A 19,043-nucleotide genomic window follows, 5' to 3' on the forward strand; every position below is an offset into this window, starting at 1 on the left:
TTGATTCAGCCCTTTATTTTCAAACTATTTTATTAAGCAGAAGTTTGTTCCTTATTAACGAGATTACCTTCTTTATCGTATAGTTCAGGATCTTTTTCATCATTAATCGTTTCTTCAGTAATTACCACTTTTACAACGCCATCAGAAGATGGAACATCATACATAATATCGATTAATGCTTCTTCAATAATTGAACGTAAGCCACGCGCACCTGTTTTACGCTCAATCGCTTTGTTACTAATTGCAGACAATGCTTCGTCTGTAAATTCTAGTTCTACATCATCAAGTTCTAACATTTTTGTATATTGTTTTACTAAAGCATTTTTTGGTTGTGTTAAAATATTTTTCAATGCATCAACATCTAGTGTTTCTAGATTTGCAACAATAGGCACACGACCAATAAACTCTGGAATTAGACCGTATGATTGTAAATCTTCAGGTCTGATTTGTTCTAAGATTGCATCTTCATCATATTTAGATGCTTCACTACTAGAAAATCCAATGACTTTTTCACCTAGTCTGCGTTTAATAACTTCATCAATACCGTCAAATGCACCACCAAGTACAAACAAGATATTTGTAGTATCTATTTGAATTAATTCTTGGTTAGGATGTTTACGTCCGCCTTGTGGTGGCACGCTTGCAGTTGTACCTTCAAGAATTTTCAATAGCGCTTGTTGTACACCTTCACCTGAAACGTCTCTTGTGATAGAAGTATTTTCTGATTTTCTAGCGATTTTGTCGATTTCATCGACATAAATGATACCTTTTTCAGCTTTATCTATATCAAAATCAGCTGCTTGTATTAAGCGAAGTAATATATTTTCAACGTCATCGCCAACATATCCGGCTTCAGTGAGACTCGTAGCGTCTGCGATTGCAAAAGGCACATTTAATGTTTTAGCTAAAGTTTGGGCTAAAAGGGTTTTACCGCTACCTGTTGGACCAATTAAAGCAACGTTACTTTTTTGTAATTCCACGTCATCTTCATTTGGACCTAAATTTTGAACACGTTTATAATGATTATATACTGCGACAGCTAGAGATTTTTTAGCTTTTTCTTGGCCAATAACATAATCATTTAATTGATCCATAATTTCTTTAGGAGTTGGTAATTCTGTTAGTCCTTCTGATTCTGATTGAGCTAACTCTTCTTCAACTATTTCTGAACATAGCTCAATACATTCGTTACAAATATATACGCCACTTCCTGCGACCAATTTTTTAACTTGGTCTTGATCTTTACCACAGAAAGAGCATTTTAAATTTTCTTCATCTTCATTGAATTTGAACATTCTATTTACACCCCTATTCCCTAAACACTATACTAGATAGCATTTTAATATGCAACTTGAACAAATCTCAAGTTTTTTGCACAAAACATTGTAGCAGACACATTAATTGAATGCATCTGCTACTAGTTTACAATATTAAACAACTATACTTTGTTTCTACAAACAATATGCTTGTGACATTTTTAGTTATGCTTCAGAGTCATCTTTAGATGGTTCTACTAATTTCGCTTCTTCTACTAACATATCAATAACTTTTTGAATACGCACATCATTTTTTACAATGTCAGTGTTACCAAGTGTTTGTTTAATATCTTCTACAGATATATTAAACTGTTCACTCATTTTTTCTAATTCTTTGTCGATGTCAGCATCAGATACTTCTACTTCTTCTGCATCAGCAATCGCAGTTAATGTTAAATTTGTTTTAACGCGTTCCTCAGCATCATCTTTCATTTGCTCTCTTAATTGTGACTCATCTTGTCCAGAAATTTGGAAATAAGTTTCTAAATTAAGACCTTGTTGTTGCATACGTTGTCCAAATTCTTGAACCATGCGGTCTAACTCAGTTTTAATCATCGCTTCTGGAACATCAATTGTTGTGTTATTCGTAGCTTTATTAATAGCTTCTTCTTTTTGAGTATTCTCAGCGTCTGTAGCTTTTTGTTCAGCTAAACGTTTACGTAAGTTTTCTTTATACTCATCAACTGAGTTAGCCTCTGCATCTAATTCGTTTGCAATTTCATCATTTAATTCTGGAACGTCTTTATATTTGATTTCATTAACTTTTGTTTTGAAAGTAGCTTCTTTTCCAGCTAATTCTTCAGCATGGTATTCTTCTGGGAATGTTACATTAACATCTTTTTCTTCGCCAGTTTTAACACCAACCAATTGTTCTTCAAAACCTGGAATAAATGAACCTGAACCAATTTCAAGGTCGTAGCCTTCAGCTTGTCCACCTTCAAATTGTTCACCATCAACATAACCATCAAAATCAATGTTTACCGTATCACCATTTTCAACTGCACCATCTTCTTTAACAACCATTTCTGCTAGATGTCCAAGTTGATGATCGATTGATTCTTGTACTTCTTCTTCAGTTAATTCAGTATTTTGTTTTTCAATTTCTAAACCTTTGTAATCACCAAGTTCAACTTCAGGTTCAACTACAACATTTGCTTCAAATGTCATGTCTTTACCTTTTTCAATTGATGTTACATTGATTTCTGGTTGATCAACTGGTTTAATGCCAGTTTCGTCAATAGCTTCACCATACGCTTCTGGTAATAAGATATCAACTGCATCTTGATACAATGCTTCTACACCAAAGCGTTGTTCAAAAATTTGGCGAGGTACTTTCCCTTTACGGAAGCCCGGCACATTAATTTGTTTAACCACTTTTTTGAAAGCTTGATCAATTGCTTTGTCTACTTTTTCTGCTGGAACAGTAACAGATAAAACACCTTCGTTACCTTCCTTTTTTTCCCAAGTTGCTGTCATGTATAAAAACCTCCATGATTATCCTATTTTATTTTTTCAACTTCATTATTATAGCACACGTCAAAGCTCGACACAAATTATGAATTTTATATGAATAATTAATAAAAAGTTGAAATTTATTATAATTTTATATTACCTCTTAACTCCATTACCCATTTTTCACATGAGTTAATGATAAAACTACTTATTTTTCTTTATCTAACGACTCAATGAATGCAAGCACATGATTCGTTTCATCGATACTTTCTAAACCTAACATTGATTTGAAATAATTTGTATAACCTTCTATCCAAGCTTCCTTTGTTGCAATGAGTTCAACATTTAATGGATAAAGTAAAATGGCATGATTATTCAGCATATGAAGTGCTTCTTCTACAAGTTGTTGTGCTGCACCATCTTCAAGTTGCTTCAGAACGTTAGGTATAACTTCAGTTTTAAATAAAGTTTGTTCTAGCCCTTCAAGATTCCGTGGAATCACATTGATTTCATGTCCATATTTATGAATAGAACTCGTTTGATTATTTTTTGCAAAACGCAAGTATTCCAACATAATAGTTACGACATTGGGTGCGAGTTTCAGCTCATTCAACAAATGAATCACTGTATCTTGATAACGATATTGACTATGATCTATGAGCGTCAGCATAATGTTAACTTGTTCTTTAAGTGTTAATATATCAAAACTTTGTAGCATTTGAGCTGCATGTTCATTATGTTTATCAATTTGGCCTAAAGCAAATTCCTTGATTGGAAACAATTCCATTCTAGTCTTATGATCATTGACTTCATCTATGATTTGATTAATAATTTCAACAACTTCAAAATATTGTCCTAAACCATTTAAACTTTTAACATAATAAATCATTAAATCATCATAATTAGATATACCTTGTTTTAATAGAATGATTGCTTCTTCACGTAACTCTAAATAATGTTCCATTTTAAAAAGCATCGCACATTTTAATAAAGCCATTTGTTCATCAAGTTCGAACTGAGCTTCTAATGACTCAAACAACTGATAAGCTTGTGCTAAATTATTTTCATTAAAAGCTTGTTTAATTTCTCTAATCAACTTTTCTTTTGATCTCGGAAATGGAATAATATCAGACATTAATCAACACCTCTATTGTATTGCCTGTAAAATGAGCGCACTCCATGTTTCAAAGTCACCATAATTGTCTATCTTGTTATGGTTGACCCATTTAATTTTTAAAGTGTCTGTCTCTTTTGCTTCTACATCATTGCTGTTAACATTAATCTTAAACACAACACCTAAATGTACTTCACCAACTTCATTTGTATCATCATTGATAAAGCCTATGTATGCTAAATTTTGTGATTTACTTTCAGAAAGGCCTACTTCTTCATTTAATTCTCTCTGAGCGTTCACTCTAAGCACTTCATTAATAGATTCAGCACCTTTAACGTCATTCATATGGCCACCAACACCGATCGAAGACTGGCCATGCAAACGTGTTTCTCCGCCACCTGAGAGTCGTTCATAAACTAATATTTCATCGTGCTCATTTTCTAAAATGCAATACGAAATAAGTTGTTTATAACTTGGATCTTCTTCCATATCACCACGTCGTTTAATTTCATAATTCGATAGTGTTTCAAAAATGTCTTGTCCCTTGTTCGAATTTTTATCTAAAAATCCATTAAACTGATTATTTTCATTATCAAATAAAATTTTTCTTGGTACTACCGTAATCATTTCGTCAAATTTAGACATTAGTTTCTCCTTCATATGTGACTTCCTTGTCATTTTATCAAAACATTCACGTATCTCAAAACAATACTAATAGCAAAATGCTTATTCGCAGGTAAATTATTAATCATCTAATATTTTAAGCTTTGAATCTAAATCATTAACCTTATAAAAGTATTAACACAAGCATATCTATCATAAAGTATTTACGCAGTTCCAATACCACATAAAAGCCTGAGACAATATGGTGTCCCAGGCTTTATTTAAAAATTATTTTAAAGCTTCTTTAGCTTTTGCTACTAATTCACCGAAAGCTTTGTCATCTGAAATCGCGATTTCAGAAAGCATTTTACGGTTTACATCGATATCAGCTTTTTTCAAACCATTCATTAATCTTGAATAACTCATGTCATGTTGACGTGCTGCAGCATTAATACGTGTAATCCATAATTTACGGAAGTCACGTTTTCTTTGACGACGGTCACGGAAAGCATATTGACCTGATTTCATAACTTGTTGTTTTGCAACTTTATACAATGTGCGTTTCGCACCAAAGTAACCTTTAGCTAATTTAATCGTCTTTTTACGACGCGCTCTTGTTACTGTTCCACCTTTTACTCGTGGCATAATAAATTCCTCCTTAAAATGTGTACATTCTTAAATTTTTCGCCGTTTCTCAGGCTATATCGTCAATTATTTTTTATAAGATAATAATTGTTTTACACGTTTCATGTCTGATTTGTGCACTAATGAAGCTTTACGTAATTTACGTTTTTGTTTAGTTGTTTTATTTGCAAACATATGTGAAGTGAAAGCTCTTGAACGTTTTAATTGACCTGAAGCAGTTCTTTTAACACGTTTAGCAGCTCCACGGTGTGTTTTCATTTTAGGCATGATTCATTTCCTCCTGTATTATCTAATATTATTTTTCGTTTATTGGGTTAAGCATAATGAACATTTGACGACCGTCCATTTTAGGTCTTTGCCCAATAGTTGCGATATCTTTACATTCTTCAGCGAATTTTTCTAAAACTCGTTGACCAATTTCTTTATGCGTAATCGCACGTCCTCTGAAACGAATAGAAACTTTACATTTATCGCCTTTTTCTAAGAACTTACGTCCATTTTTCAATTTAGTTTGGAAATCATGTTCCTCAATTGTTGGACTTAAGCGAATTTCTTTAAGGTTGATTGTTTTTTGTTTCTTCTTCATTTCTTTTTCTTTTTTCTGTTGTTCGAATTTGTATTTACCGTAATCCATAATTCTTGCAACAGGTGGTTTAGCGTTTGGAGCCATTAAGACTACATCTAAACCTACTCTTTCAGCCATTTCTAGGGCTTCGGATTTTGATTTAACACCAATTTGCTCTCCGTCTTGCCCTATCAAACGTAATTCTTTTGCGCGAATCTTTTCGTTAACTTGAGTCTGATCTTTTGCTATGGTTGACACCTCCAAGATTTTTACGAAATTATCCCAAGCAAAAAGAGCGAGTATATAATATACCCGCTCTTCTCTACACATGATATTTTCATGTATATATAGACCTGCCAACTGCATTTAGCGTCGCTACAGGTGAGAAGCGGGAGCTTCTACTTGGTTCGTTTCGTATTCAACATTACCTATCTTAGCAACTATCTTCAAATAAGTCAACAGTTTATTTTAATTATGTTTAATTTCGTCCATATCGATGTCTTGTCGTAAGTTCACTTTCTCTAATGGTACCATTCTCGTTTTATAACGTAATTTATGATAAATAAAGAATGCTAGAAATACTGGAATACCCATATATGTGATAATAAATCGGTTCAGGTTAAAGTCACCTGTTTGGATAAAATCAACGTCTTGTCCAATAATGACTAACACACAAAGGACACCAGCAAAGATTGGGCCAAATGGGAATAGTTTAGCTTTGTATTTTAATTTAGATTTATCATAATTTTGCTTGTCAAATGCTTTTCTGAATCTATAATGACTAACTGCGATACCTACCCAAGCGATAAAACCTGTCATACCACTTGCAGCAACAATATATTCGTAAGCATCACCACTCAAATGTTGCAATACAAAGATACCCACGACAATCACAGCTGTCGTAATTAACGATACATACGGTACACCGTTTCTATTTGTTTTACCAAAAACTGGATATGCTAATTTGTCTTTACTCATGGAGTATAGCATTCTAGTCGATGCATACATTCCAGAATTACCAGCAGATAATACCGATGTTAAGATAACGGCATTCATAAATGATGCTGCAAATGCTAATCCAGCATTTTTAAATACAAGTGTAAATGGTGAGGTAGCAATATCATCGCCACCACCCATTAAAGATGGACTATCATGCGGTATTAACATACCAATTACAAAAATTGCTAATATATAGAAAATCAATATTCTCCAAAATACTTGTTTAATTGCTTTAGGTACTGCTCGTTCTGGATTTTCAGATTCACCAGCTGTAATACCGATTAATTCAGTACCTTGGAATGAGAAGCCTGCAACTAAGAATACACCAAGAATTGTCAGTAGACTACCACCTAAGCCGTCACCAAGAATTGGGCCACCGCCTTTAGAAAATGTGTCAAAACCTACGAATTCTCCACCCATAATTCCAAGTATAGTAAGTAGTCCGATGGCAATAAAAATGATAACTGTAACAACTTTAATTAATGCAAACCAGTATTCACTTTCACCATAAACTCTAACAGACAAAGCGTTTAGTCCAAATATAATAATTAGGAACAGACAGCTCCAACTCCAAGCTGGTATACCCGAAAGAGGTGTCCAATATTGAATCACTTGTGCAGCAATCGTAACATCTGCAGCAACTGTAATAACCCAGTTGAACCAATAATTCCATCCCAATGCAAATCCAAGTGATGGATCAACAAAACGCGTAGCATAAGTACTAAATGAACCAGAAACAGGTAAATAAGTAGCCATTTCTCCTAAAGATGTCATAAGGAAAAATACCATTGCTCCAATAATTGCATATGCAAGTAATGCACCCAAGGCACCTGCATCATGAATTGCACCACCAGAAGTCATAAACAAACCAGTACCAATACAACCACCAATTGCTATCATGGATATATGACGATCTTTTAGCCCTCTTTTAACTCCATTATTTTGATTTACTTCTTTTGCCATAGATGCTCCCTTTCCTTTAAACTTAGAGGCCAACTTACTATGCGATTATAATTATACTTTTATAGTTATTAATAACCTTTACATCGGAATATACATGTTATTTAACCAATTTGCTATAAATTTCCCGTTTTAGTATGAATAATAATCTTAAACCTAAATAAAATGGTTACATACCTATTAGATATGCAACCATTTTAGTCATAGCATTTATATAGGTAGCACATCACATATGTGACAGTCCAGTCTCTTTCGAAAACTGACCCAACCAATAGTGAAAAATGGTCACTTTTGATTTCGGCATTTTTACCTTTCACAAATCCTACATACGCTCCAAATAGCTTACAGATTGTTACTGATTAAAAACGCAACCTCTAACTCAATTTTTTTATTTTTTTATTTCACTAAAATTCAATATACATGATTTCAACATTACTTTCAAGGTTATCTTTGTTTTTTAAGTCTGATTTCATCTACCAAATCCCAAATAAATGATTCTTTTTCAACCGTTTCTTGATCTTGAGAACCATATTTTCTAACATTCACTTCATTATTTTCCATCTCTTTATCCCCAACTACAAGTTGATAAGGGATTTTTTGCATTTGTGCTTCTCTGATTTTGTAACCCATTTTTTCATTTCGATCATCTATTTCGACTCTTATACCTTGTGATTTAAGTTCGTCTTGTAAATGTCGAGCATAATCATAATGCAAGTCAACGTTTACTGGAATAATTTCAACTTGTTTTGGTGCTAACCACGTAGGGAAAGCTCCTTTAGTTTCTTCTGTTAAAAATGCAACAAAGCGCTCCATTGTCGAAACAACACCACGATGGATGACTACAGGTCTATGTTGCTCCCCGTCTTTTCCTATATATGACAATTCAAATTTTTCAGGTAGTAAGAAGTCTAATTGAGCCGTAGATAACGTTTCTTCTTTACCCATAGCTGTTTGTACTTGAACATCTAACTTAGGGCCATAAAAGGCAGCTTCCCCAATAGCTTCTTCGTATGCTAAACCTAGTTCATCAACCGCTTCTTTCAACATACTCTCTGCTTTATTCCACATTTCATCATCATCAAAGTACTTTTCTTTATCTTCAGGATCTCTGTAACTTAAGCGGAATTTATAATTTTCAAATCCAAAGTCTTCATAAACATCGACAATTAAATTAACAACGCGTTTGAATTCTTCTTTTATTTGATCTGGTCTTACAAAAATATGTGCATCATTTAAAGTCATTCCTCTAACACGTTGTAATCCAGAAACAGCACCACTTGCTTCATAACGATGCATTGTACCTAATTCAGCAATGCGAATTGGTAATTCACGATATGAATGTGGTTTATTCGCATAAATCATCATATGGTGAGGGCAATTCATAGGTCTTAACACCATTTCTTCATTTTCATCTAATTTCATAGTTGGGAACATATCCTCTTGATAATGATCCCAGTGTCCTGATGTTTTATATAAATCTACATTTGCCATCACTGGTGTATACACGTGATCATAACCCATGCTTACTTCTTTATCTACAATATATCGTTCAATTTCGCGACGAATTGTTGCACCGTTCGGTAACCACAATGGTAAACCTGCACCTACTAATTGATTGTTTGAGAATAGTTCTAATTCTTTACCAATTTTACGGTGATCACGTTCTTTGCGTTCTTCTAGCATTTTAAGATGTGCCTTTAAGTCTTTTTTATCAAAGAAAGCAGTACCATATATACGTTGAAGCATTTTATTATCACTATCTCCACGCCAATATGCGCCTGCAGTTGATAAAAGTTTAAACTCTTTAATTTTTGAAGTTGATGGTACATGAACACCACGACATAAATCAGTGAATTCACCCTGCGAATACAAAGTAACATTTTCATCTTCTGGAATAGCATCTATTAGTTCTAGTTTATACGGATCATCAGCAAAAAATGTTTTCGCTTCATCTCTCGATACTATTTTTCGTTCTATAGGATAGTTTTCATTGACGATTTGCTTCATTGTTTTTTCTATTTTTTCAAAATCATCAGATGACACGCTTTCAGACATATCAAAATCATAATAAAATCCACCATCAATGACTGGACCCACACCAAATTTCACATCTCCATATAAACGCTTTAAAGCTTGTGCCATTAAATGTGCAGTAGAGTGACGCAAAACTTCTAAAGCTTCATCACTACCAGGTGTAACTATTTCAATTTCACCATCTGTTTCGATTGGTCTTGTTAAATCAATCATTTGTCCATTTAACTTTCCTGCTACAGCTTTTTTTCTTAAACCAGGACTGATTGAGTGTGCAATCTCTTCTGTAGTAGTTCCTTTTTCAAATGCTTTCGCATTACCATCTGGAAAAGTAATATTTATTTGATCCATTTAAATTCCTCCTATTTATACTTGCCTTAAATCATCACGAAATAGTCATATTACAAACGTAAAACAAAAAGACCCCATCCCTAAAAGGGACGAGGTCTTCGCGGTACCACCCTAATTAAAGTAATTTTTATAATGATAAAAATACTTTACTCTACATAAGTTAACGGTCTTGAGCCGGATGTTGATTAGAACATCTATCATGAAGTAGTAACAGATAATGATACTTACCAAATTCTCATCACACATTGGTTCTCTGTGAAGTATGAAATTATCTATCATGTCTTCATTTTATTTCGCTTGATTTAGATTTAATTATATTATACAACATTTTTTTAATAATTCAATCGTTACGATAATTTTTGCCTTCCAAAAAATATGGTGTTGCTAACGATTTAATTCTTTCCATTATTCTAGCTGCTTTTGTTTTTTCAGTACCATTGCGCGTAACAGAAAGATGATATTCTAATTCTTCAAAGCTTAGGTTAGAGCTAAAAAACGTTGGTAATTCTTGAACCATTCTATAATGAAGTAATGGGCCAATTACTTCATCTCTTGCCCAAGGTGTAATCTCTTCAGCACCAATATCATCTAACATTAACACATGTGATTCACGTACTTTCGCTAACCTTGATTCGAAACTGCCATCTTTAAATCCACCTTTTAAAGTGCGAATAAATTCTGGTAGATATACAATCGTAGAAGGCACTTTTTCTACTTTTAATTCATTGGCAATCGCACCTAATATAAATGATTTTCCAGTTCCAAAAGGACCATGTATATATAAACCTTTGACTTGGGGCGCTTTTTCTACTATTTTTTCACAAATATCGGTTGCTGCCATTGCAACATCTATACGATCTCTTTTGTCCATATAAATATCGCTTAATTTCGCATTTAATGTATCTCGTTGCATATGATGTGAAGCAATTAAATGGGCATCAAATTTTTCTTCGTCATGTTTGATTTTACATGGACAAGGTAGGTAACGAATTTTTATGTGCTGATTTTCTACATATAATTCAGGCACATGACCCTTAACAAAGTTCGGACAATCTTTAAAAGCATGGCCATCATAATGTTTTTCTTGATCTTTGTATTCTTGTAAAATATTCAAATCTTCATCAATCATTGCATTAGTTACTTCTGATTGATGTGTCTCTAAAAACATTTTGACATCTGGATCATTGATAACATCTTTTTTTATCTTTTCAATTCGCTGACTTAAATCCTTAGAGTCACCCATAATATGATTGAAAGACTTCATATATTATTCCTCCTCTCGCTTACTATTCAAACGTTTTAACAACGCTTCACGGTCTCTTTTTAACGCTTCATCTTCATCTGGATTATTAAGTTCTTCTAAACTTTGATTTTTCGTTTCTTTACTATCTCGTTCTTCTAGCCATTTAGGTGTCATTTCCCTAGAAACGAGTTGTTTAGGTTTATAACTACCATTTTTAGTTTGATTTGACTGTTTCGTTGTAGGTTGGTTCATCTTTTTAGCATAATGATACGCTTCTTCTGCAGTTTTGATACCCTTCTTTTTCCAATTTGATGCAATCTCAAAGATATAAGTTTTAGGAAGTTTCATGTCTTCTTTTAACATTACAAATTGCAAAAGTATATTAATTACACCAAATGGTAGTTGTTCTCTTTCAACTAATTCTTCGACCATATACTTTTGCTGCGTCGTCGGTTCAGATTCTGACCACGAAGCAAGCATATCGATGGGGCTAGTTTCGTCTAATTGTTTTAACCAATGATTTGAATCATCTTCTGTTATATTATTTTTTTCCGTGCTGACACCATCTATATAATTTGATTTTTTAGCCTTTAATTTTGGAAGCTGTTGCTCATGTTCTATGAGGTAATAGGTTCTAGCATGTTTACGCATTTCTTCAAAAGAGAGCTCTTGTGCACTAGTGATTGATTTTAAAATAATGCGTTTCATTGCTTCTGGTGTTAAACCATATAAAGTCGCAATCTGTGTGATCAATGCTTTAGCTTCACTATCAATTATTTTAGTGCTAATAAAATGATTTTGTAATAAATCATAAAGTACTTCAAAATCAAAATTTACATTAGATAAATCTGTACCACCATAAGTTTCTTCACTTTCAATCATCTGTGTATCTTCAGTCAGTGCTTTGTTAGGCACTTTAAACACATCAATGAATGTGCGCGTCACATCTTTGTACTGACTTAAGTCAATGGTCATTTGATCCTCGAAATGTGATTTCAGTTGCAAGTAGCGTTGCTTACTTACTTGACTATATAAATATACAGATAACATAGGATCATTAAAAAATTGCTCTGCTGATGGTGGTTGTACAAGCTTGTATACAAAAGAAGAGTGTTGTTTAGAATGATGCGCAAAAGATTTTAATAATCCAATGCCTTCTAACAAATCCATTTCCTTTCTGAATTCAAGTAAGTTTATTTTTAATTCATTCATAATAATATAATGTGTCAACACAACATCTTGTTCAAATTCTACGAACTGATTCAAATAATGATACAAACCAATAGCATTTGAGCCAATCATTGGCGTAAATAATCTATTAAGTATTTCTAAATGTTTATGATTTAAATAAAAATGACGCAACACGTGGAAATCATCTTGTGGTCTTAAACCATAATCATAGGACTGTAATCCCATTTAAGAATCACTCCGTTTGTTTTCTGCTAAAATTCCTTGCATTGATTGTAATAGTTGATCAACATCTTTAAATTCTTTATAAACAGATGCAAATCGCACATAAGAAACTTGATCCACATGCATCAACAAATTCATGACGTGTTCCCCTATTTCTCTTGAAGAAATTTCGGCACGTCCTTCATCTCTTAATTTCCATTCTACATTATTAGTAATATCTTCTAATTGTTGATAACGCACAGGTCTTTTTTCACATGAGCGCACCAAACCATTGAGTATTTTTTCAGGTAAAAATTGTTCACGTGTGCCATCTTTTTTGACAACGATTAACGGTCTTTTTTCAATATGTTCAAACGTAGTAAACCTTGTGCCACATTGTTCACATTCTCTTCTACGTCTGATCGCATTAACTTCATCAGCATGTCGTGAATCTACAACGCGAGAGTGCGTTGAACTACATTTCGGGCATTTCATCGAATTACCACCCTCTCAATTTGATTACCATTCATTATACTATAAATCGTTATGCCACAAAAGAATGGTATTACACAATAACGCTATTTATTTATAATAAATACACTTAACCATTCATATTTAAAATAAAACCTCTCTTCAAAGTGAAAATACACATTCACTTTAAAGAGAGGTTAAGATATAAGTTAACAATAAATTAATTTTCTTGGATACGCAATAACAAAGCAGTAACCACATTAAATATTTACAGTAATTAGGCTATTAATTAACAACAGTTGATACATTATTTTTTAATAATTGACCAATTTCTTCGGCAACATCAACAACTCTATTTGAATAACCCCATTCATTATCATACCAAGCTATAACTTTCACTTTATTTTCACCCATAATAATTGTACTTTGTGTATCAATAATGGCTGAATGTGGATTTGTGTTAAAGTCCATAGATACAAGCGGTGCATCTTCAGTCGCAATCACATCTTCTAATGTGTTATTTCTGAAAGCTTCATTAACTTCTTCTACTGTGACGTTAGTATCTAAATCAACCACTAAATCAACTAATGATACATTTTTAGTCGGCACTCTTAAAGCCATGCCATGTAGTTTGCCTTCTAGTTCAGGTAAAACTTCTTTAAGTGCTTTAGCCGCTCCAGTCGAAGTAGGAATAATACTTTCATTACATGAACGCGCACGTCTTAAGTCTTTATGTGGATTATCAATATTATTTTGATCATTAGTAATAGCATGCACTGTTGTCATTAAACCATTTTGAATACCGAATTGGTCATTAAGTACTTTTGCCACAGGCCCAATGCAATTCGTTGTACAAGAAGCATTACTAAAGATATCATATTTTTCAATGTCTAATTGATCATTATTCACACCTTTAACAATCATTTGTACATCTCCACCTTTAGATGGTCCTGTTAACAACACTTTTTTAGCACCAGCCGAAATATGAGCGACTGCTTTATCACCGTGATTAAATTTACCAGTAGCTTCAATTACAATATCTACATCAAGTTCGCCCCATGGTAAATTTTCTGGATTTCTGTCAGCAACAAGTTTTATTTCACGTTCATCAACTTTTATACCATTCTCAATAGGTTCTACCTTTAAATCGAAATTTCCATGTGTTGTATCATAATTGATTAGGTGAGCAATTGTTTCTGGTGGATAGCTAGCATTAATCGCGACTACATTCATATTTTCATTTTTTAGCGCTATTCTTAATACCATTCTTCCTATTCTACCCATTCCATTAATTGCAATATTTGTCGTCATTCGAAGCACCCCTCGTTTTAGTGTTATACTTTATGGAATTAGTATAACATAAATCGATAAATGCGAAAGCGTTTTCTTAAAGAAAAATTTAAAAAACTTAAAATAATTAAAATTGTAGTTTTCTAAACGATTAATTTTAGAAAAATCTTTATCCTTATTATTATTGATATACAAAAAAATCCCTCCAAAGTTTTCATTTATTAAATGTCCACTTTGAAGGAATCAAATAAGTATGATTTTAAAAACATTGTTATTTAAATTTCTTGCGTATGACCTGTTTCACTTTCGATATAACCTTCATCAGTTAATAATTGTTCTAAGTTTTGTTTTAAATCTAATTTAGAATCTCGATTATCGATAACATGGTCTGCCATTCTGCGTTTTTTATCTATGGATATTTGACTATAAACACGTGCCTTTGCATCCTCCATAGAAATATCATTACGTTGCATTAATCTATCAATTTGGATACTTTCAGAAGTATAGACAAGCCATACTTCATCGACTGTATCTTGTAGTTCATTTTCATAAAGTAATGGGATATCCATAATTACATTATATCCATCTTTTAGAAATGCTTCTTTTTCTTGTTCCATAATGGTTCTAACAATTGGATGTACGATTTCATTTAATTCTAATCTTTTTTCTGGATAGTTGAAAATAATATCTCCTACATATTCTCGGTTCATATTACCATCTTCATCGATTGCTTCTTCTCCGAATGTTGAACGCACCTGCTCTAGTCCTTCAGAACCTTTTTCAACAGCTTTACGTGATGCAATATCTGCATCAACAATTTTAAAACCATGTGCTGTTAACAATTCTGAAACAGTTGATTTTCCTGATGCGATACCACCAGTTAATCCAATAACTTTAGGCATAATTTCACTCTTCCTTCATTTTTGACATACAGGACAGAAATGACTATTACGTGTTGCAATGATTTGTGTCTCAATATCATTTCCGCACACTTTACATGTCTTTTGTTTATATACATTTAAATGTTGTTGCATCGTACCTGTACTTCCATCTGCATGGAGATAATCTGAAATACTGGTACCTCCATATTTAATACCCGCTTCTAACACTTCTCGAACATAATAAAATAACATTTCTTTTTCTTGATAATTTAAATCTTTAGATATACGTGCTGGATGGATACCTGCTCTAAATAATGCTTCACAGGCATAGATGTTACCACAACCTGAAACTACTCTATGGTCTAATATCATTTGTTTGATTGGTTTATTTTGATATAATTTTTTATCAAACCATGACATATAATGTGGTAATGCTTCTTTCTCAAAAGGTTCCGGTGCGATTTCTAAAAATGATGGATATCCTTCAAATGAAGCAACATTTCTAATCTCACCAAATCTCCGAATATCTGAGTAAACTAAGAGTTTGCCATTATCTAATTTAAAAATAACATGCCAATGTTTACGATAATTGGGAGCACTGATATCTTCTAAATGATCTACGACAAAAAAACCACCTGCCATACCTAAATGGCTAATAATTATTCTTTGTGTCGAACTATTTTCAATATAAAAAACAATATATTTGCTACGTCTTTCAATATTATGAATCGTGTAGCCTTTAGTATAATGTTTAAATGTATCTAAAGATAACCCTTTAATAATCGTTTCTTTATTATTATTTTTTCCTTCTATCACTTTATCAGAGAACATAATATCCTCAATTTTTTGCCCTTTTACAAAAGGTCTTATCCCTCTTGTAACATGTTCAACTTCAGGTAGTTCAGGCACCATATTCCCCTCTTTCTATTTCGCGTCATACCATGTTTGTCCATAACTAGATTCTACTTTCAATGGAACATCTAATTTCAATGCATTATCCATTATCTTTTCAATAAATTTTTCAAAGTCTTCTACTTCTTCTTCTGGCAATTCAAAAATTAACTCATCGTGTACTTGTAGTAATAGTTGAGCATGAAAATCTGTATGTTTAACCTCGTTAGCAAAATGAACCATCGCAAGTTTGATGATATCTGCTGCGCTTCCTTGTATAGGTGTATTCATTGCTGTTCTTTCAGCAAAACTTCTTAAATTAAAATTTCTACTTGTAATATCTGGAATATAGCGTCTTCTATGAAGCAGTGTCTCTACATAACCTTGCGCTTTACAATCTTTAACTATGTCTTCCATATATTGTTTGACACCAGGGAAACTGTCCAGATAATCATCTATAAATTTTTTGGCTTGTTTTCTAGTTATTCCCAAGCTTTGGCTTAATCCATAGTCACTTATACCATAAACAATACCAAAATTCACAGCTTTTGCTTGTCTCCGCATTAAACTATCAACATTTTCAGGTTCTACGTCAAAAACTTTCACTGCTGTGGCTGTGTGAATATCTTCATCATTGATGAACGCCTGTTTCAAACTTTCATCTTGTGTAATATGTGCCAGTACTCTTAATTCAATTTGTGAATAATCGGCTGAAAAGATAACATTATTTTTATCACTTGACTTAAATGCTTTTCTAATTTTTCGACCTTCTTCTAAACGTACTGGTATATTTTGAAGGTTTGGATCGATTGATGATAGACGTCCAGTTTGAGCCAATGTTTGATTAAATCGAGTATGGATACGATTATCTTCAGCAATCACTTTTTGTAAGCCTTCAACATACGTTGATTGTAATTTAGCTAATTGCCTATATTCTAAAATATATTCTATGATTGGATGTTCTCCTTGTAACTGTTCTAATACATCAACCGCTGTAGAGTATCCTGTCTTTGTCTTTTTAATGACAGGTAATTTTAATGTTTCAAATAATACAACACCTAATTGTTTTGGTGAGTTAATATTAAACTTTTCACCTGCAGCATCATAGATATTGTCAATTAAGACATCTAATTTACTTTGAATTTCTACTTCCATTTGTTGTAGTTCACTAAGTTCAGTATAAATACCTGTCTCTTCCATTTCACTTAAAATACGAGCCAACGGTAATTCTAAATCATGTAATAAATCAGTTTGATTATAGTCATCCAATTGTTGTTGAATTTTTGGTTTAACTTGGTTAATGGCGTTGATAATAGTTCCCACATAAGGATTTAATACGTCATCTGATGGAATTTGTTTTTTCTTGCCTTTTCCATATATTGCTACACTTGATTGAACATAATGCTGACCATAGTTTGCTACCACAGAATTCACATCATCTATTGTGCGTGAAGGATCAATAATGTAACTAGCTAGCATCACATCAAACACAATATGCTTAATATTAATACCAAGTCGATGTGCTACGATATAAGACTTTTTGGCATCGTAGACGATTTTTTCAGTCTTCTCATTTTCAAGCCAAGCAACCAGAGACTGATTTTGTGAAAGTTGTTCGGCATTGACTACGACATAATGTTGACCATCGAAGAAGCCAAATTTCAAAATATTGTCTTTTAAGTAATTGGCACCATCTAACTCGAAATGGATGATTGCTGTTTTTAATGAGTTGAAATCAATTTTTGTAAAATCATCTTCTAGTTCAATATCCATCTCTTGAACGTCAGAGTCATTAATTGAAGCATCCATCTGGTCTAAGAGTTGATTAAATTCTAATTTTTTAAATAGTTCAATTTTGTCATCAGTATCTGATTGATCAGGCAATTTAGTATCTTCTAATGATACTTCAATTGGACTATCACAATTGATAGTCGCCAACGTTTTACTCATTAAAGCATCATCTTTACTATTTTCAAGCTTTTCTTTCAATTTTTTACCCGAAACTTCATCTATATGTTCGTATACATTTTCTACTGTGGAAAATTGGTTTAATAGTTTAATAGCTGTTTTTTCTCCAACGCCTGCCACACCAGGAATATTATCTGAACTATCCCCCATTAGACCTTTCATATCAATAATTTGTTTCGGCGATAAACCATTATATTTTTCTGCTATAAATTCTGGAGTATAATGGTCAACATCTGTAACACCCTTTTTAGTGTAATAGATTGTAACATCGTCAGTAGCTAATTGTGTTAAGTCACGATCACCAGTAATGATTATTGTTTGGAAGTTTTCATGATTAGCTTGTTTGCTTAAAGTACCTATAATGTCATCTGCTTCATAGTTTTCTAATTCATAACGTTTGATATGGTATACATCCAATAATTGTCTAACGTATGGAAATTGCTCACTAAGTTCTGGAGGAGTGGATTGTCGTCCACCTTTATATTCACTATATTGCGCATGTCTAAATGTTGTTTTCCCAGCATCAAAAGCGACTAAAAAATGTGTGGGTTGTTCTTCTTTTATAATTTTTTCCAACAACATTGCAAAACCATAAACGGCGTTCGTATGAATACCAGCTTTATTTTGTAATAATGGTAACGCATAAAAAACTCTAAAGCTCAAACTGTTTCCATCAATTAAAATTAATTTATTCAATATTTTAACCTCCAACACATATTTACTTTCCATTTTATCATAAATTATAGGTCAATCCGTATTCATTCGATGAGGTTGAGATAAAATAATTATCTCAATTAATCTCCATGTTATTGTCAGTCACTGTTAAGCCACATATTATAGTTTAATGATTAAGTATCACTATGCACATGTT

General features: G+C 32.8%; 16 protein-coding genes, 1 riboswitch and 1 other annotated feature. All 16 genes read right to left on the bottom strand.

The features are described 5' to 3' along the window. Positions 1 to 32: 32 nt before the first annotated feature. Entirely contained in the window at positions 33 to 1,295 is a 1,263-nt protein-coding gene (gene clpX / locus MUA21_RS07100) for an ATP-dependent Clp protease ATP-binding subunit ClpX (protein WP_046207660.1), read from the bottom strand. Between the two features lie 186 nt (positions 1,296 to 1,481). Further along, positions 1,482 to 2,792, bottom strand: a complete 1,311-nt coding sequence (gene tig, locus MUA21_RS07105) for a trigger factor (RefSeq protein WP_046207661.1) — start codon at positions 2,790 to 2,792, stop codon at positions 1,482 to 1,484. Positions 2,793 to 2,976: 184 nt separating this feature from the next. Then, positions 2,977 to 3,903 (bottom strand): type 1 glutamine amidotransferase family protein, encoded by a 927-nt coding sequence (locus tag MUA21_RS07110; protein WP_262560936.1) that lies wholly within the window; start codon positions 3,901 to 3,903, stop codon positions 2,977 to 2,979. 12 nt (positions 3,904 to 3,915) lie between these two features. Further along, the gene (locus tag MUA21_RS07115; protein ID WP_262560937.1) at positions 3,916 to 4,527 is read right to left on the bottom strand and encodes an NUDIX domain-containing protein; all 612 of its coding nucleotides are present in this window, start codon (positions 4,525 to 4,527) and stop codon (positions 3,916 to 3,918) included. 246 nt (positions 4,528 to 4,773) lie between these two features. Then, entirely contained in the window at positions 4,774 to 5,130 is a 357-nt protein-coding gene (gene rplT / locus MUA21_RS07120) for a 50S ribosomal protein L20 (RefSeq protein ID WP_019468478.1), read from the bottom strand. Between the two features lie 66 nt (positions 5,131 to 5,196). Continuing rightward, positions 5,197 to 5,397 carry a 50S ribosomal protein L35 gene (rpmI, locus tag MUA21_RS07125; RefSeq protein ID WP_019468477.1) on the bottom strand — a complete coding sequence of 67 codons (201 nt, stop codon included), beginning with the start codon at positions 5,395 to 5,397 and terminating at the stop codon, positions 5,197 to 5,199. A gap of 28 nt (positions 5,398 to 5,425) precedes the next feature. Continuing rightward, positions 5,426 to 5,953, bottom strand: coding sequence for a translation initiation factor IF-3 (gene infC / locus MUA21_RS07130; protein WP_037539866.1), 528 nt, complete (start codon positions 5,951 to 5,953; stop codon positions 5,426 to 5,428). Between the two features lie 23 nt (positions 5,954 to 5,976). Beyond that, positions 5,977 to 6,105 (bottom strand) — a sequence feature (ribosomal protein L20 leader region). Between the two features lie 58 nt (positions 6,106 to 6,163). Beyond that, on the bottom strand, positions 6,164 to 7,657 hold the full coding sequence (locus tag MUA21_RS07135) for an amino acid permease (protein ID WP_107525743.1): 1,494 nt from the start codon (positions 7,655 to 7,657) through the stop codon (positions 6,164 to 6,166). A 208-nt stretch (positions 7,658 to 7,865) separates the two neighbouring features. Next, positions 7,866 to 8,039: riboswitch (Lysine riboswitch) on the bottom strand. Positions 8,040 to 8,098: 59 nt separating this feature from the next. Next, complete coding sequence (gene thrS, locus MUA21_RS07140) at positions 8,099 to 10,036, bottom strand: threonine--tRNA ligase (RefSeq protein ID WP_107525744.1); 1,938 nt, start codon at positions 10,034 to 10,036, stop codon at positions 8,099 to 8,101. Positions 10,037 to 10,376: 340 nt separating this feature from the next. Continuing rightward, on the bottom strand, positions 10,377 to 11,300 hold the full coding sequence (gene dnaI / locus MUA21_RS07145) for a primosomal protein DnaI (RefSeq protein ID WP_073341759.1): 924 nt from the start codon (positions 11,298 to 11,300) through the stop codon (positions 10,377 to 10,379). Positions 11,301 to 11,303: 3 nt separating this feature from the next. Continuing rightward, positions 11,304 to 12,695: a replicative helicase loading/DNA remodeling protein DnaB gene (gene dnaB, locus MUA21_RS07150; protein ID WP_262560938.1), complete on the bottom strand. Its 1,392-nt coding sequence runs from the start codon at positions 12,693 to 12,695 to the stop codon at positions 11,304 to 11,306. Next, positions 12,696 to 13,166 carry a transcriptional regulator NrdR gene (gene nrdR / locus MUA21_RS07155; RefSeq protein ID WP_046207668.1) on the bottom strand — a complete coding sequence of 157 codons (471 nt, stop codon included), beginning with the start codon at positions 13,164 to 13,166 and terminating at the stop codon, positions 12,696 to 12,698. A 261-nt stretch (positions 13,167 to 13,427) separates the two neighbouring features. Continuing rightward, entirely contained in the window at positions 13,428 to 14,453 is a 1,026-nt protein-coding gene (gap, locus tag MUA21_RS07160; protein WP_262560939.1) for a type I glyceraldehyde-3-phosphate dehydrogenase, read from the bottom strand. Positions 14,454 to 14,707: 254 nt separating this feature from the next. After that, the gene (gene coaE, locus MUA21_RS07165) at positions 14,708 to 15,334 is read right to left on the bottom strand and encodes a dephospho-CoA kinase (protein WP_262560940.1); all 627 of its coding nucleotides are present in this window, start codon (positions 15,332 to 15,334) and stop codon (positions 14,708 to 14,710) included. Between the two features lie 15 nt (positions 15,335 to 15,349). Beyond that, a complete protein-coding gene (gene mutM, locus MUA21_RS07170) occupies positions 15,350 to 16,222 on the bottom strand; it encodes a bifunctional DNA-formamidopyrimidine glycosylase/DNA-(apurinic or apyrimidinic site) lyase (RefSeq protein ID WP_262562249.1) in 873 nt (290 codons plus the stop codon). Positions 16,223 to 16,237: 15 nt separating this feature from the next. Next, the gene (gene polA / locus MUA21_RS07175) at positions 16,238 to 18,868 is read right to left on the bottom strand and encodes a DNA polymerase I (RefSeq protein ID WP_262560941.1); all 2,631 of its coding nucleotides are present in this window, start codon (positions 18,866 to 18,868) and stop codon (positions 16,238 to 16,240) included. Positions 18,869 to 19,043 lie beyond the last annotated feature (175 nt).

The sequence above is a fragment of the Staphylococcus ureilyticus genome, assembly GCF_025558845.1.
GTDB lineage: Bacteria > Bacillota > Bacilli > Staphylococcales > Staphylococcaceae > Staphylococcus > Staphylococcus ureilyticus.

Coding starts and splice junctions, on each gene's coding strand:
- thrS (WP_107525744.1), bottom strand. CDS start 10,036: ATGGATCAAATAAATATTACTTTTCCAGATGGTAATGCGAAAGCATTT.
- dnaB (WP_262560938.1), bottom strand. CDS start 12,695: ATGGGATTACAGTCCTATGATTATGGTTTAAGACCACAAGATGATTTC.
- MUA21_RS07115 (WP_262560937.1), bottom strand. CDS start 4,527: ATGTCTAAATTTGACGAAATGATTACGGTAGTACCAAGAAAAATTTTA.
- dnaI (WP_073341759.1), bottom strand. CDS start 11,300: ATGAAGTCTTTCAATCATATTATGGGTGACTCTAAGGATTTAAGTCAG.
- rplT (WP_019468478.1), bottom strand. CDS start 5,130: ATGCCACGAGTAAAAGGTGGAACAGTAACAAGAGCGCGTCGTAAAAAG.
- clpX (WP_046207660.1), bottom strand. CDS start 1,295: ATGTTCAAATTCAATGAAGATGAAGAAAATTTAAAATGCTCTTTCTGT.
- MUA21_RS07110 (WP_262560936.1), bottom strand. CDS start 3,903: ATGTCTGATATTATTCCATTTCCGAGATCAAAAGAAAAGTTGATTAGA.
- tig (WP_046207661.1), bottom strand. CDS start 2,792: ATGACAGCAACTTGGGAAAAAAAGGAAGGTAACGAAGGTGTTTTATCT.
- coaE (WP_262560940.1), bottom strand. CDS start 15,334: ATGCCTAAAGTTATTGGATTAACTGGTGGTATCGCATCAGGAAAATCA.
- rpmI (WP_019468477.1), bottom strand. CDS start 5,397: ATGCCTAAAATGAAAACACACCGTGGAGCTGCTAAACGTGTTAAAAGA.
- nrdR (WP_046207668.1), bottom strand. CDS start 13,166: ATGAAATGCCCGAAATGTAGTTCAACGCACTCTCGCGTTGTAGATTCA.
- MUA21_RS07135 (WP_107525743.1), bottom strand. CDS start 7,657: ATGGCAAAAGAAGTAAATCAAAATAATGGAGTTAAAAGAGGGCTAAAA.
- gap (WP_262560939.1), bottom strand. CDS start 14,453: ATGACGACAAATATTGCAATTAATGGAATGGGTAGAATAGGAAGAATG.